Source organism: Streptomyces canarius, from assembly GCF_014650735.1.
GTDB classification, from domain to species: domain Bacteria; phylum Actinomycetota; class Actinomycetes; order Streptomycetales; family Streptomycetaceae; genus Streptomyces; species Streptomyces olivaceoviridis.
In genome coordinates this window covers 31,884-46,184 of sequence record NZ_BMVN01000057.1, presented here as the reverse complement: position 1 = coordinate 46,184, position 14,301 = coordinate 31,884, and the positions used below count along the sequence as shown (strand labels likewise).

At 70.5% G+C, this 14,301-nt stretch carries 13 protein-coding genes and 1 pseudogene; 10 read left to right on the top strand and 4 right to left on the bottom strand.

Annotated elements, in window-relative coordinates; all coding sequences use genetic code 11:
• Positions 1-215: 215 nt before the first annotated feature.
• Positions 216-1,114: pseudogene (locus tag IE294_RS40535) on the bottom strand (NADP-dependent oxidoreductase).
• Between the two features lie 134 nt (positions 1,115-1,248).
• Here IE294_RS40535 and IE294_RS40530 point away from each other — a divergent pair.
• The 4 genes from IE294_RS40530 (at position 1,249) to IE294_RS40515 (ending at position 3,241) form a co-directional block, all read left to right on the top strand.
• Positions 1,249-1,653: a winged helix-turn-helix transcriptional regulator gene (locus IE294_RS40530; RefSeq protein WP_189894395.1), complete on the top strand. Its 405-nt coding sequence runs from the start codon at positions 1,249-1,251 to the stop codon at positions 1,651-1,653.
• A gap of 252 nt (positions 1,654-1,905) precedes the next feature.
• Positions 1,906-2,244, top strand: coding sequence for a YnfA family protein (locus IE294_RS40525; protein ID WP_103817826.1), 339 nt, complete (start codon positions 1,906-1,908; stop codon positions 2,242-2,244).
• 62 nt (positions 2,245-2,306) lie between these two features.
• A complete protein-coding gene (locus tag IE294_RS40520; protein ID WP_189894394.1) occupies positions 2,307-3,083 on the top strand; it encodes an SDR family NAD(P)-dependent oxidoreductase in 777 nt (258 codons plus the stop codon).
• The gene (locus IE294_RS40515; protein WP_189894393.1) at positions 3,080-3,241 is read left to right on the top strand and encodes a hypothetical protein; all 162 of its coding nucleotides are present in this window, start codon (positions 3,080-3,082) and stop codon (positions 3,239-3,241) included. The genes IE294_RS40520 and IE294_RS40515 overlap by 4 nt, the downstream gene beginning before the upstream one ends.
• A 10-nt stretch (positions 3,242-3,251) precedes the next feature.
• Here IE294_RS40515 and IE294_RS40510 read toward each other — a convergent pair whose 3' ends face one another.
• The gene (locus tag IE294_RS40510; RefSeq protein WP_189894392.1) at positions 3,252-4,097 is read right to left on the bottom strand and encodes an SDR family oxidoreductase; all 846 of its coding nucleotides are present in this window, start codon (positions 4,095-4,097) and stop codon (positions 3,252-3,254) included.
• Positions 4,098-4,177: 80 nt separating this feature from the next.
• Here IE294_RS40510 and IE294_RS40505 point away from each other — a divergent pair, with 80 nt between their 5' ends.
• Positions 4,178-4,774, top strand: coding sequence for a TetR/AcrR family transcriptional regulator (locus tag IE294_RS40505; RefSeq protein WP_189894391.1), 597 nt, complete (start codon positions 4,178-4,180; stop codon positions 4,772-4,774).
• 177 nt (positions 4,775-4,951) lie between these two features.
• Positions 4,952-5,752, top strand: coding sequence for an SANT/Myb-like DNA-binding domain-containing protein (locus IE294_RS40500; RefSeq protein ID WP_189894390.1), 801 nt, complete (start codon positions 4,952-4,954; stop codon positions 5,750-5,752).
• Between the two features lie 43 nt (positions 5,753-5,795).
• On the opposite strand, the gene IE294_RS40495 is transcribed toward IE294_RS40500, so the two are convergent.
• Positions 5,796-6,989, bottom strand: coding sequence for an RtcB family protein (locus IE294_RS40495; protein WP_189894389.1), 1,194 nt, complete (start codon positions 6,987-6,989; stop codon positions 5,796-5,798).
• A 214-nt stretch (positions 6,990-7,203) separates the two neighbouring features.
• Between IE294_RS40495 and IE294_RS40490 the strand changes: the two genes are divergently transcribed.
• The 3 genes from IE294_RS40490 (at position 7,204) to IE294_RS40480 (ending at position 10,490) form a co-directional block, all read left to right on the top strand.
• On the top strand, positions 7,204-8,076 hold the full coding sequence (locus IE294_RS40490; protein WP_189894388.1) for a DUF3558 domain-containing protein: 873 nt from the start codon (positions 7,204-7,206) through the stop codon (positions 8,074-8,076).
• A 126-nt stretch (positions 8,077-8,202) separates the two neighbouring features.
• Complete coding sequence (locus tag IE294_RS40485) at positions 8,203-9,105, top strand: DUF3558 family protein (protein WP_189894387.1); 903 nt, start codon at positions 8,203-8,205, stop codon at positions 9,103-9,105.
• Positions 9,106-9,245: 140 nt separating this feature from the next.
• Positions 9,246-10,490: a DUF2637 domain-containing protein gene (locus tag IE294_RS40480; RefSeq protein ID WP_189894386.1), complete on the top strand. Its 1,245-nt coding sequence runs from the start codon at positions 9,246-9,248 to the stop codon at positions 10,488-10,490.
• Between the two features lie 61 nt (positions 10,491-10,551).
• Here IE294_RS40480 and lysS read toward each other — a convergent pair whose 3' ends face one another.
• Positions 10,552-12,291, bottom strand: a complete 1,740-nt coding sequence (gene lysS, locus IE294_RS40475) for a lysine--tRNA ligase (RefSeq protein WP_189894385.1) — start codon at positions 12,289-12,291, stop codon at positions 10,552-10,554.
• A gap of 128 nt (positions 12,292-12,419) precedes the next feature.
• Between lysS and argS the strand changes: the two genes are divergently transcribed.
• Positions 12,420-14,183 (top strand): arginine--tRNA ligase, encoded by a 1,764-nt coding sequence (gene argS / locus IE294_RS40470; protein WP_189894384.1) that lies wholly within the window; start codon positions 12,420-12,422, stop codon positions 14,181-14,183.
• Positions 14,184-14,301 lie beyond the last annotated feature (118 nt).

Sequence of the window (14,301 nt, the reverse complement as noted above, 5' to 3'; positions counted from 1 at the left end):
CGCGATGGCGACCATGGCCTTGATCCGCTCGCGCTCGGTCGGAGTCCGCCCCGTGGTCGGGTCCGGCGTGACATCGCCGACCGAAAAGATCCCGAACTGCATGGTCGCTCACCCTCCAGGTTGTTGAGCGTTCAACTATACCCCTCCAACGGCCACCCCGCCCCGCGTATTCCAGCCCCCTCCACCGCTCCCTCCCCACACCCCCTCCCCGGCCCTTACGGCACCAGCACCACCCGCCCCCGCACCCCGCCCTCCGCCAGCCGGGCATGCGCCTTGACCGCGTCCTCCAGGGCGAAGGTCCCGGCCACGCGCAGGGTCAGCACCCCCTCGTCCACCAGCCGGACCAGCTCCGCGAGCCGGGCCCCGTCCGCCGTCACCGCCACGGCCCCCGTCCGCACCCCGCGCACCGACGCGGGGTGCGCCCCGGGCCGCACCCCCATGTACGCGCCCCCGTCCCGCACCCACTCCAGCGCCGGCTCACCGAGCACCGCCGCGTCCAGCACCGCGTCCACGCTCCCCGGCTCGACGCCCTCGGCCCGCCCGCCGTGAAGTGCGCGGCCCCCAGCGACCGCACCAGCTCCTCGTCGCCCGCCCGGGCGTGCCCGGTCACCTCGATCCCCCGGTGCGCGGCGAGCTGCACGGCGAAGGCGCCGACCGCGCCCGCCGCCCCGGTCACCAGCAGTGACGCACCCGGCGCGAGGTCCAGCAGGTCCAGTGCCTGCACGGCGGTGAGCCCGTTCAGCGGCAGGGTCCCCGCGTGCACGGCGTCCACCGTGGCCGGCGCCTTCGCCACCGCGCCCGCGTCCACGACGACGTACTCGGCGTGCGCGCCCAGCGGGTCGGACACCCCCGGCACCAGCGCCACCACAGGGTCGCCCACCTGCCAGGCGGCGGCCACCCCGACCGCGTCCACCGTCCCGGCCGCGTCCCAGCCGAGCCCGAGCGTCTTGCCGGCCCCGCCGAAGAACCCGGCGCGCACCCCGGCGTCCACGGGGTTCAGCGCGCCCGCGGCCACCTTGATCCGCACCTGCCCGGCCCCCGGCTCCGGCACCGGAACCTCGGCGATCTCCACCGCGTCCGGACCGCCGAACGTCCTCACCACAGCAGCACGCATGACAACTCTCCTCAGCCCTAAGGCAGTTGACGGATTCCGCGGCACCTTTCCGGCCGCACGACCCACCGTAGGAGAGCTACTATCCACAGGTAAGTAGTTACCTGAGAGTGCGTAGCCGACCCGGAGGAGAGCCCATGGCGACCACGACCGCCGCCCAGCGCCGCGAACAGGCCCGCGCCGACTACGACGCCTTCCTGCGCAACTGCCCCACCAACCAGCTCCTCGGGCGGCTCAGCGACAAATGGGTCAGCCTGGTCGTCGCCGCCCTCTCCACCGGCCCCCTGCGCTACAGCGACCTCGGCCGCAAGATCGCCGGCGTCAGTCCCAAGATGCTCACCCAGACCCTGCGCACGCTGGAGCGGGACGGCATCATCAGCCGCACGGTCACCCCGTCCGTCCCGGTCCGCGTCGACTACGCGCTCACCCCGCTCGGCACCGGCCTCGCCGGCCTGCTCACCGCCGTGAAGACCTGGGCCGAGACCCACTTCGACGAGGTCCGCGAGGCCCGCGAACGCTACGACACCGAGAACCCCGCCTGAGCCGACGGCCGCTCCCGCAGCCGGACCGTGACGGCGGCGGGGCTGTTGTCGCGCGGGATCAGCAGCACCTCCACCTGGTCGCCAGCCAGGCCCGCATCCGCCTGCCCTCACCCCTCCTCGCGCGCGACCGCACCGCCGTATCCCCGGCCGCCGTACGGAGGTACGCCACGCGAGCCGCCCGCCAGGCGCCCTCCCGCCAGGTGACGCGCCCTCCCCGCCGGTGGCGCGGGAACGGCGTGCGAAGCTGCCCCCATGCCGATCCTCCGCTCCGCCGCCCTGTTCGTCGTCGCCGCGCTGTTCGAGATCGGCGGCGCCTGGCTGGTCTGGCAGGGCGTGCGGGAACACCGGGGCTGGCTGTGGATCACCGGAGGCGTCCTCGCCCTCGGCGCGTACGGCTTCGTCGCCACCTTCCAGCCGGACGCCCACTTCGGCCGCATCCTCGCCGCCTACGGCGGGATCTTCGTGGCCGGCTCGATCCTGTGGGGCGTCGTCGCGGACGGCTACCGCCCCGACCGCTGGGACATCACCGGCGCGCTGATCTGCCTCGCCGGGATGGCCGTCATCATGTGGGCGCCGAGAAACGGCGGCTGAGGCTCACTTACGCTGGACGGAACCGCTCGACCGACCGCCCAGCCGCAGCCCCAGGAGCAGCCATGGCCACCGCCGCACCGTCCGCCGCCTCCCGCATCGCCGTCGTCACCGGCGCGAGCAGCGGCATCGGCGCCGCCACGGCCCGGCAGCTCGCCGCGGCCGGCTACCGCGTCGTCCTCACCGCCCGCCGCAAGGACCGCATCGAGGCCCTGGCCGAGGAACTGACCAAGGCCGGCCACTCCGCCGTGGCCTACCAGCTGGACGTCACCGACCGCGCCGCCGTGGACGAGTTCGCCACCGCCTTCGAGACGATCGGCGTCCTGGTCAACAACGCCGGCGGCGCCCTCGGCGCGGACCCGGTGGCCACCGGCGACCCGGCGGACTGGCGCACGATGTACGAGACGAACGTCATCGGCACCCTGAACCTCACCCAGGCGCTGCTGCCGAAGCTCGTCGCGAGCGGCGACGGCGTGGTCGTGGTCGTCTCCTCCACCGCCGGCCACGGCACCTATGAGGGAGGCGCCGGCTACGTGGCCGCCAAGCACGGTGCCCACGTCCTCGCCGAGACCCTCCGACTGGAGATCGTCGGCCAGCCGGTCCGGGTCATCGAGATCGCCCCCGGCATGGTCAAGACCGACGAGTTCGCGCTCACCCGCTTCGGCGGGGACACGCAGAGGGCCGAGAAGGTGTACGAGGGCGTCGCCGATCCCCTCACCGCGGACGACGTGGCCGAGACGATCACCTGGGCGGTGACCCGCCCCAGCCACGTCAACGTCGACCTCCTGATCCTGCGCCCGCGCGCCCAGGCGTCCAACACGAAGGTGCACCGGGAACTGTGACGGACGAGAACTCCCCGGCGGAGGACACCTTCGAAAAGCGGCGCCTGGCACAGGAGACGAAGGACGAACGCCAGGTCTGGTACTTCCTGGCCTACTTCCTCTTCGGCATCCACTTCATCGCGTTCGTCATGATCTACGCCGTACGGCACGCGAAGTAGCCCGCCGGGCCTAGGCGAACACCGGCAGGTTCCGCGCGACCCACGCGGCGAAGGGCGCGGCCGGGCGCCCCAGGACCGCCTCCACGTCCACGCTCGCCCTGCGCTCGGCCGGCAGCGGTGCGCCGAGGACGTCCAGGGTGCCGGCGACGACCTGCTCCGGCATGAACCGCGCCATTCCCGCGTGCGCCGCCCCACGGGACAGCTCGACGAAGGTCACCTCCTCGCCGAGGGCCGCGGCGATGACCTCGGCCTGCTCGCGCGGGCTGATGGGCTCGGGCCCGGTCAGCTCGTACACCCGGCCGGTGTGCCCGTCCTCGCGCAGTGCGGCGGCGGCCACGGCGGCGATGTCCGCCGGGTCGACCACGGGCAGCGCGACATCGCCGAAGGGGGCGAAGACGGTGCGCTCGGCGCGGACCGCATCGGCCCAGGCGAGGGCGTTGGAGGCGAATCCGCCGGGGCGCAGGATGGTGAACTCCCGCCCGGACGCGCGTACCGCGGCCTCGAAGGCCCGCAGCCGGGCGTGCGAGGGCGCGTCGGGCCGGGTGGCGCTGGCCTGCGAGGACACCAGCACGATCCGCTCGGCCCCGGCGTCCGCGACCGCATCGAGCAGGGCGTCGGGGCTCTCCCCCCGGAAGTTCAGCTCGCCCCCCAGGACCAGGAACACGGCGCGGGCACCGTCGAGGGCGGCCCGCATGCCTGCCGCGTCCCCGGCCCCGCCCGGGACCCACCGCACCCCGGCCGCGGGCGGCGCGCTTCCCGGCCGCCGCGACACGGCCACGACCTCCTCACCGGCCCCCGCCAGCAGCTCCACCAGCACACGCCCGATGTTCCCGGTGGCACCGGTCACAGCGATCATCACGAACCCCCACTGAGTCAGTCAGCTAACTAACTGTGAACCTAGCAGCCCACCACCCCCGGCTGTCTATAGTCAGTCAGGTGACAAACTCAGTGGACCGGCGGGCACAGGCGTCACAGAAGCGCCGGCGACTCACGGCGGCGGCGGCCCGGGTCCTGCACGAGCAGGGCGTCGAGCGCACCACCCTCGCCGACATCGCCCGCGAGGCCGACGTCCCGGTCGGGAACGTCTACTACTACTTCAAGACCAAGGACGAACTGGTCCAGGCCGCGCTCGCGGAACACCGCGCCCACCTGGACGAACTCACCGGCGAACTGGACCGGTTGGCGACCCCGCGCGACCGCCTCAAGGCCCTGGTCGAGGCATGGACCGCCCAGCGCGAGACCGCCGCCCGCCACGGCTGCCCCACCGGCACCCTGGCCGTCGAACTGGACAAACGCGCGGACGGCACGCTGGACGCGGAGGCCGGCGCGGTGATCCGCCGCCTCCTGGACTGGACCGCCGGCCAGTTCCGCACCTGGGGCATCCCCGACCCCGACGACCACGCCCTCACCCTGATCGCGGCCTACCAGGGCATGTCCCTCCTGACCAACGCCCTGCGCGACCCGGACATCATGACGAAGGAGGGAGCCCGCCTGCTGCGCTGGCTGGACTCGCTGGAACCGGGGGGCAGGTAACCCACACGGGCGAACCTCTTCGATCACCCGATCAGCGCACGAACATCCGCCCTAGGCTCGCGACACACGATCAACTCGACGGCCCTCGCCCGGGATACCGGTCCCGAACGAGGGCCTGACCAGCAAGGAAGTGGAGGCTTCCCTGTGGCTGACTGCGAGCCTAACGCCCCACGGTTCATGGACCTCACGGTCCCCGAGTACGCGTACATGTTCGGGTTCTTGCAGGCGGACGGGCACTTGCACCAAGGACCGGGACAAAAAGGCCGCCTGACGGTCGAACTCAATGTCAGGGACATCGACCTGCTGTACAGGTTCAAGCACCTGACGCCGTACAGCAGCAGCGTCACCGAGCGAGAGCGGTCCACGAACTACGCCGAGAATCAGCACTCGGCAACCTGGACGCTGTGTTCTTTGGAAGGCAGGATTAGGCTCAACGAGCTGGGCCTGCCGTACGGTAGGAAATCCAGGGCGATTGCTCCCCCGAACGGTGGATTCTCCGAGCGCGACTACCTTCGCGGACTCATCGACGCCGACGGCTCGCTGGGCTTCACAGATCGCGGCTGGCCCATTCTCTCACTGACCACGTCAAGCACGGCCATCAGCACCTACGTGTGTTCCTATGCCCAGCAGGTCACTGGCGTGGAACGCACCGTCAACCGGAACACACGCGACGAGGCTTACAACATCCTGTACGCGAAGGAGGCCGCTCAGGACCTGGCAGCCGACCTGTACTACCCAGGCTGCATGTCACTCGGGCGCAAGCAGGTCAAAGCGGACGCGATCGCATCCTGGAGGCGACCGCCCGACATGCGTGTCGTGCACTCGCGCCGCAACTGGACGGCCCAGGAGGACCTCACCCTGCTTCGGTCTCACGACATCACTGCGGTGGCCCACGAGCTGGGCCGCACCGAGCAAAGCTGTCGCCTTCGTCTGTGGAGACTCCGCAACGGCCGGTTGCTGATGCCCAGCGAGCAATGACCAAATAGCGAGGGGCCTCCGGCTCCAGCCGGGACCCCTCGCGTCACCCCTTGACGCAGACGACCTGCTTCAGCTTGGCCACGACCTGGACCAAGTCCCGCTGCTGGTCGATGACCTGGTCGATCGACTTGTAGGCGCCCGGGATCTCGTCCACGACACCGGAGTCCTTCCGGCACTCCACGCCCCGGGTCTGCTCCTCCAGGTCCCTGGTCGAGAAGCGCCGCTTGGCCGCGTTCCGACTCATCCGCCGACCGGCGCCGTGCGAGGCGGAGTTGAAGGCCAGTTCGTTGCCGAGACCCTTCACGATGTAGGAACCCGTGCCCATCGAGCCCGGGATGATCCCGTACTCACCGGCGCCGGCCCGGATCGCTCCCTTACGGGTCACCAGCAGGTCCATGCCGCCGTACCGCTCCTCCGCCACGTAGTTGTGGTGGCAGGAGATCTCCGGCTCGAAGGTCGGCTTCGCCTTCTTGAACTCCTTGCGGATCACGTCCTTCAGGAGCGCCATCATGAGCGTGCGGTTGTACTTGGCGTACTCCTGCGCCCAGAACAGATCGTTGCGGTAGGCCGCCATCTGCGTGGTGTCCGCGACGAAGACGGCGAGGTCCCGGTCGACCAGGCCCTGGTTGTGCGGAAGCTTCTGGGCCACGCCGATGTGGTGCTCGGCGAGTTCCTTGCCGATGTTCCGGGAGCCGGAGTGGAGCATGAGCCAGACCGAATCATCTTCACTTACACAAACCTCCACAAAGTGATTCCCCGACCCAAGTGTCCCCATTTGTCCGATTGCTCGACTCTTGCGGAAGTGCACCGCCTCCGCGACCCCCTCGAACCGCCCCCAGAAGTCCTCCCACCCGGACGTGGCCAGACCGTGGAAGTCCCCCGGCTCCACGGGATCCTGGTGCATCCCCCGCCCCACCGGAATCACCTGCTCGATCCTCGACCGCAGTCGCGACAGGTCCCCGGGGAGGTCGTTCGCCGTCAGGGACGTCTTCACCGCCGACATCCCGCAGCCGATGTCCACCCCGACCGCCGCCGGGCACACCGCGCCCCGCATCGCGATGACCGAGCCGACCGTGGCGCCCTTGCCGTAGTGCACGTCCGGCATCACGGCCAGGCCCTTGATCCACGGCAGGGTCGCCACGTTCTGGAGCTGGCGCAGGGCCACGTCCTCGACCGTCGCCGGGTCCGTCCACATCCGGATCGGGACCTTGGCGCCCGGCATCTCCACGTACGACATACGTTCCTCATTCCCCCGGAAGCGATAACAAAAGTCTTGAAAGCGGCAAAACGCAAAAGCGGCGCCAAGGTCGATGAAAAGGGACAAGGGACCGGCGTCCACGGCAGTGCGTGCGATACACATTGTCTCCAGGGGACGCCCCGCCGCGGCAAGCGAATAACCAGCGGGGACACTGGAGCACCAGCGATCGCACACCGTCGAGAGGAGCCCGACCGTGCAGCGGAAGGCGTACGTAACCGGCACCGCCGCCCTCCTCGCGGCGCTGCTGGCCGGCTGCACGAGCGGCTCCGGGGACACGGGACCGGCGGACAACGCCAACCCGGGTGACGCCGGCTCGGCCACCGCCGCCGCCCAGCCCGGCAGGTACCGCACGCTCCCCGAGCCCTGCGGCGCGGTCGGCCACGACACCCTGGACGCGCTGCTGCCCGGCATCCAGCAGATCACCGACCCGGCGCAGCGGGACAAGGCCTACCAGGGCGACGCCACGCTCACCTACGACACCGATCGCAAGGTCGGCTGCCACTGGAAGGTCGAGTCGGCCGACGCCACGGACCGGCTGTCCGTCGACTTCGAGCGCGTGGTGTCGTACGACAACACGGTCAGCGACGACGACCAGGCGCATAGGCTGTTCCTGGAGAAGGAGACGGCCGCCGACCTCCCGGCGCCGGCGACCTCCTCGGCGCCGCCCTCGTCCCCGACGCCCACCGCGTCCGCGTCCTCGTCGGCGAAGGGCCTCCCGGGTGGTGCAGCCTCCCCGGGCTCGACGCAGCCTCCTTCCTCCAACTCCCCTGCTTCCCCGGGCTCCTCCGAGTCCTCCGACGCGTCCTCCGGTGCCGCGTCCTCCGACCTCCAGCCGCGCGTGCTGACCGACCTCGGTGACGAGGCGTATCTGGACGACGGGCTCAGTACGTCCGGTTCGACGGCCGAACAGCGGACGGTGACTGTGGTGTTCCGCACGTCCAACGTCATCGTCACCATCCAGTACGAGGAGCAGCCGATGGCCATGGGAACGGTCCCCGACAGCAAGGAAATGCAGGACAGGGCCCGTGATCTGGCCTCTCGGCTGGATGACGCGCTGGGCGGCTGACGGTCTCGCCGGTCCCGTCCGCCCGCGCCCGCGTAGCGCGCGAACGGAAACGGCACAGGTCCTTCACCGCGTACCGTGGCCCCGCAGGAACCCGCACGAACACCGAGCGTCATGAGTGAAGGAACCATGCAGCGAGCAGCCCAGCGAGACGACCGTGCCCAGCGACACCAGCGAGCCATGCGCCTGCGCCGCGTTCTTGTCTGCGCGGCAGCCGTTCCCGCGGTTCTGATCACCGCGGCGTGCTCCTCCGACTCGGGTGACTCCAAGGCCGGGTCGAGTGGCGGGAGCGGCGGGCAGTCGGCGGGGAGCAGCAGTGCGAAGCCGTCGGTGAGCGCGTCGCCGACGGTGCGGGCGGCGGCGTACGGGAAGCTTCCCGACGCGTGCGCGGTGCTGTCGAAGAAGACGCTGGGCGATCTGGTCCCGAAGAGCGACAAGTCCGGCAAGAAGGGCAGTTCGGACGAGCCGTCCTCGCGTGCCTCCTGCTCGTGGAACAGCCTGGACAACAACGGCGTCAAGGGCTCCCAGTTCCGCTGGCTGAACGTCTCGCTGCTCCGCTTCGACTCGGACGTCACGCGCGGCTCCGGTGACGACCAGGCGCACGCGTACTACGCCCGGCAGGTGAAGGACGCGCAGGCGGTGGACGGTGCGAAGAACACCAAGGCGATACCGCTGTCCGGCACGGGCGCGGAGGCGATGGCGGTGCGCTACGACCTGAGGAAGAAGGAAGGTCTGTTCAAGCAGCAGACGGTCGTGGCCCGGGTGGAGAACGTCGTCGTGACGGTCGACTACAACGGTGCCGGTCTCGCGGGTGAGAAGACGCCGGACGCCGACGACCTGACGAAGGCCGCGGAGAAGGCCCTGAAGGAGGCCGTGGCGTCGGTGTCGTCGGCCAACGGGGCTGGTGGTACCGCTACTTCGCCGGCGTCTCCCTCGAAGTCGGCGTCGTCTTCCGGGGCTCCGTCGAAGTCCCCGTCCAAGTCGGCCTCCGCCGACGCGTCCGCGTCCGCGTCGGCCGCGAAGGACAGCTGACCGGAGGGCTGTGGCGGCTGACGGAGGGCCGTGGCGGCTGACCGGCACCACGTTCGCCGTACACGTGTGCCACTCTGTTGCGCGCACCAACACGCAATGGGAGGGGAGTACGAGTGGCCGCGCCACTACAGCTGACTCGGATGCACCGCGTGCTGATCGGCGTGGTCGTGACCGGCGCGTTGATCATCGCCGGCATCGGCTTCGCCGGTTCGTACGCGGCCGTCCGGGCGCTGGCCGTCAAGAAGGGCTTCGGGAACTTCTCCTATGTGTTCCCGGTGGGCATCGACGCGGGCATCTGTGTCCTCCTCGCCCTGGACCTGCTGCTGACCTGGATCCGGATCCCCTTCCCGCTGCTGCGCCAGACGGCGTGGCTGCTGACGGCGGCAACGATCGCGTTCAACGGCGCCGCCGCCTGGCCGGACCCGCTGGGTGTCGGGATGCACGCGGTGATCCCGGTGCTGTTCGTCGTGGCGGTCGAGGCGGCCCGGCACGCGATCGGCCGGATCGCCGACATCACGGCCGACAAGCACATGGAGGGGGTCCGCCTCACCCGCTGGCTCCTCTCCCCGGTGCCCACGTTCCTGCTGTGGCGCCGTATGAAGCTGTGGGAGCTGCGCTCCTACGACCAGGTCATCAAGCTGGAGCAGGAACGCCTGGTCTACCAGGCCCGCCTGCGGTCCCGTTTCGGCCGTGCCTGGCGCCGCAAGGCCCCGGTGGAGTCCCTGATGCCGCTGCGGCTGGCACGGTACGGCGTCCCCCTGGCGGAGACGGCCCCGGCGGGTCTGGCGGCGGCGGGCATCGAACCGGTCCTGCTGCCCCCGGCTCCCCAGCCGCAGCTGGAGGCGGCGGCACGCCCCGCGGTCGCGGGCCCTCGTCCCGCCGGGGCGGCGCCCGTCCCCCGGCAGGCTGCGCCGCCGAGCGAGCAGCACCCCGACGAGCCTCCGGTGGAGGAGCAGAGCCCCTGGTTCCAGACCCCCCGGGAGGTCGAGTACCACGGCGGTTACGACCCCACCTACGACCCCATGCTCCAGGAACCCCAGTACGCCCCCGAGGAGCAGTACGAGGGCTGGTACGAGGACCAGCCCCCGGAGCAGTTCCAGCAGCCGTCCCCGGAGGAGACCGGCAGCTTCCCCATTCCGGTGGGTCCGAACCGCACCCGTGAGCTGGGCGAGGGCGGGGGCACCCCCCAGCCGGACCCGACGGAGGAGGACTACTACCAGGTCTTCCGCAAGTCGATCGACGGCAGCTTCCCCACCCCGCACCAGTTCGGCGAGGCGGTGGAGGCGACGTACGGCATCACGCTGCCCCCGCGCGACGCCGACCGCATGGTCAACCGCTTCACCAACCGCTTCAACGCGGAGCTGGAAGAGGACCACATCGCGTGAACGGCATGAAGAAGGGGCCCTCCGCCGGTGGAGGGCCCCTTCTTCATGCCGGTTACGCGCCCTACTCGCCGAGCAGGCGCCGCACCCGGTCCTGTCCCACGGCCAGCAGCAGCGTGGGCAGCCGGGGCCCGGTGTCGCGGCCGACGAGCAGGTGGTACAGGAGGGCGAAGAACGTCCGCTGAGCGGTCTTGATCTCGGCGGGCAGCTCCTTGGGCGTGGCGTCGGCGGGGAACCCGGCCTGCACCTTGGGCACGCCGTACACGAGGTGGGTCAGTCCGTCGAGCGACCAGTGGTCGGCGAGTCCGTCGAGCAGCAGGCGTACGGACTGCTGGGAGGCCTCGTCGAGGGACTTCAGCAGCTCGGCGTCGGGCTCGTCGCGCACGATGGTCCGCTGGTCGGCGGGGACGTGCGTGTTGATCCACGCCTCGGCCCTGTCGTACCGGGGCCGTACCTCGTCCAGGGAGGCCAGCGGCTGCTCCGGGTCGAGCTCGGAGAGGATGCGCAGTGCCTGGTCCTCGTGTCCGGCGGTGATGTCGGCGACGGACGCGAGCGTGCGGTACGGCAGCGGTCGCGGCGTCTTCGGCAGCTCACCGGCGGCGGTGCCGACGGCGCGGGTGTACGCGGCCACGTCGCCGGGCAGGGCGGAGCCCTCGGTGACCTTGGCGGCGAGCTTGTCCCACTCGTCGTAGAGCCGCTGGATCTCCTGGTCGAAGGCGATCTTGAAGGACTGGTTGGGCCGGCGGCGGGCGTACAGCCAGCGCAGGAGCTGCGGCTCCATGATCTTCAGCGCGTCGGCCGGGGTCGGGACCCCGCCCCGCGAGGAGGACATCTTCGCCATGCCGGAGATGCCGACGAAGGCGTACATGGGGCCGATGGGCTGCTCGCCGCCGAAGATGCCGACGATCTGGCCGCCGACCTGGAAGCTGGAGCCCGGCGAGGAGTGGTCGACGCCGCTGGGCTCGAAGATCACGCCCTCGTAGGCCCAGCGCATCGGCCAGTCGACCTTCCAGACCAGCTTGCCGCGGTTGAACTCGCTGAGCCGGACGGTCTCGGCGAAGCCGCAGGCGGTGCAGGTGTACGACAGCTCGGTGCTGTCGTCGTCGTAGGAGGTGACCGTCGTCAGGTCCTTGCCGCAGTTGCCGCAGTAGGGCTTGTACGGGAAGTACCCGGCGGAGCCGGAGCTGCCGTCGTCCTCGGACGCGGCGCCGGAGCCCTCCTCGGCCTCCCGTTCGGCCTCGTCCAGGGGCTTCTGCTGCTGCTTCTTCGGGGCCTTCTTCGTGCGGTACTGGTCGAGGATCGCGTCGATCTCGTTCCGGTGCTTCATGGCGTGCAGGATCTGCTCGCGGTAGGCGCCGGAGGTGTACTGCTCGGTCTGGCTGATGCCGTCGAACTCGACGCCGAGCTGGGCCAGCGACTCGATCATCGCGGCCTTGAAGTGCTCGGCCCAGTTCGGGTGCGGCGAGCCCTTCGGCGCGGGGACGGAGGTCAGCGGCTTGCCGATGTGCTCGGCCCAGGACTCGTCGATGCCGGCGACGCCGGCCGGGACCTTGCGGTACCGGTCGTAGTCGTCCCAGGAGATCAGGTGCCGGACCTCGTGGCCGCGGCGGCGGATCTCGTCGGCGACGAGGTGCGGGGTCATGACCTCGCGGAGGTTGCCGAGGTGGATCGGACCGGAGGGGGAGAGTCCGGACGCGACGACGACCGGTTTGCCCGGGGCCCGGCGCTCCGACTTCTCGATGACCTCATCCGCGAAACGGGAGACCCAGTCGGTGGTCTCGGTGCTCTGAGCCACGATCGGCACGTCCTTCTTTCTGAACGGGGTGACACTCCATTCTCACAGACCGGATCGCGCCCGGGAAAACGGCTTTACCCCCCGTGGGATACTGGCTGGGTCTATCCATCCCCACGAGGAGAACGGCACCCACTCCTATGGCCTCGGTCACGTCCCTCAGCGACAACGTCCAGCAGCACCTCGCGTCCGCCCTCTCGGCCACCCTGCCCGAGGCCGCCGGCGCGGACCCGCTGCTGCGACGAAGCGACCGGGCCGACTTCCAGGCCAACGGCATCCTGGCCCTGGCCAAGAAGGCGAAGGCGAACCCCCGGGAGCTGGCGACCCAGGTCGTCTCCCAGGTGGTGACCGGTGACGTGATCAAGGACGTCGAGGTCTCCGGGCCCGGCTTCCTGAACATCACGATCGCGGACAAGGCGATCACCGGGAACCTGGCCGCGCGGTACGCGGACGAGACGGGCCGCCTCGGCGTGCCGTACGCCGAGCAGCCCGGTACGACGGTGATCGACTACGCGCAGCCGAACGTGGCGAAGGAGATGCACGTCGGCCACCTGCGCAGTGCGGTGATCGGCGACTCGGTGGTGCAGCTGCTGGAGTTCACCGGCGAGAACGTGGTCCGCCGGCACCACATCGGCGACTGGGGCACCCAGTTCGGCATGCTCATCCAGTACCTGGACGAGCACCCGCACGAGCTGGACCACAAGGACGCCCGGGTGACGGGTGAGGAGGCGATGTCGAACCTCGACCGCCTCTACAAGGCCGCGCGGAAGAAGTTCGACTCCGACGAGGAGTTCAAGACGCGGGCCCGGCGCCGGGTGGTCGACCTCCAGGCCGGGGACGAGCACACGCTCGCCATGTGGCAGAGGTTCGTGGACGAGTCGAAGATCTACTTCTTCTCCGTCTTCGAGAAGCTGGACATGGAGATCCGGGACGCGGACATCGTCGGCGAGTCCGGGTACAACGACATGCTGGCCGAGACCTGCCGCCTCCTGGAGGAGTCGGGTGTCGCGGTCCGCTCCGAAGGCGCGCTCTGCGTCTTCTTCGACGACATCAAGGGCCCGGACGGCAACCCGGTCCCGCTGATCGTGCAGAAGTCGGACGGCGGCTACGGCTACGCGGCCACCGACCTCTCGGCGATCCGTGACCGCGTCTTCAACCTCAAGGCGAACACCCTGCTGTACGTGGTGGACGCCCGGCAGGCCCTGCACTTCCGGATGGTCTTCGAGACCGCCCGCCGGGCCGGCTGGCTGAACGACGACGTGACGGCGGTGCAGCTGGCCTTCGGCACGGTCCTCGGCAAGGACGGCAAGCCGTTCAAGACCCGTGAGGGCGAGACGGTCCGCCTGGTCGACCTGCTGGACGAGGCGATCGACCGCGCCTCGGCCGTGGTCCGGGAGAAGGCGCAGGACCTGTCCGAGGAGGAGATCGCCGAGCGGGGCGCCCAGGTGGGCATCGGCGCGGTGAAGTACGCGGACCTGTCGACGTCGGCGAACCGGGACTACAAGTTCGACCTGGACCAGATGGTCTCGCTGAACGGCGACACGTCCGTCTACCTCCAGTACGCGTACGCCCGTATCCAGTCGATCCTGCGCAAGGCCGGCGAGGTCTCCCCGGCGGCCCACCCGGAGCTGGCCCTGGCGGACGCCGAGCGTGCCCTCGGCCTGCACCTGGACTCCTTCGCGGAGACGGTGCGGGAGGCGGCCACGGAGTACGCCCCGCACAAGCTGGCGGCGTACCTGTACCAGGTGGCGTCGCTGTACACGTCGTTCTACGACAAGTGCCCGGTGCTGCGCGCCGAGACCCCGGCGCAGGTGGAGAACCGCCTCTTCCTGTGCGACGTCACGGCCCGCACCCTGCACCAGGGCATGGCCCTGCTGGGCATCCGCACGCCCGAGAAGCTCTGACGGCATGCGCGCTCGGCTCCGCGTCCCGCGATCCCCGGGGCGCGGGGCTGTCGGTCGTGACAACTCGCAGCCGTTTCAGTACGGTTGGTTGCCCGCCGGGAGACTCTGGCGGGCGTGG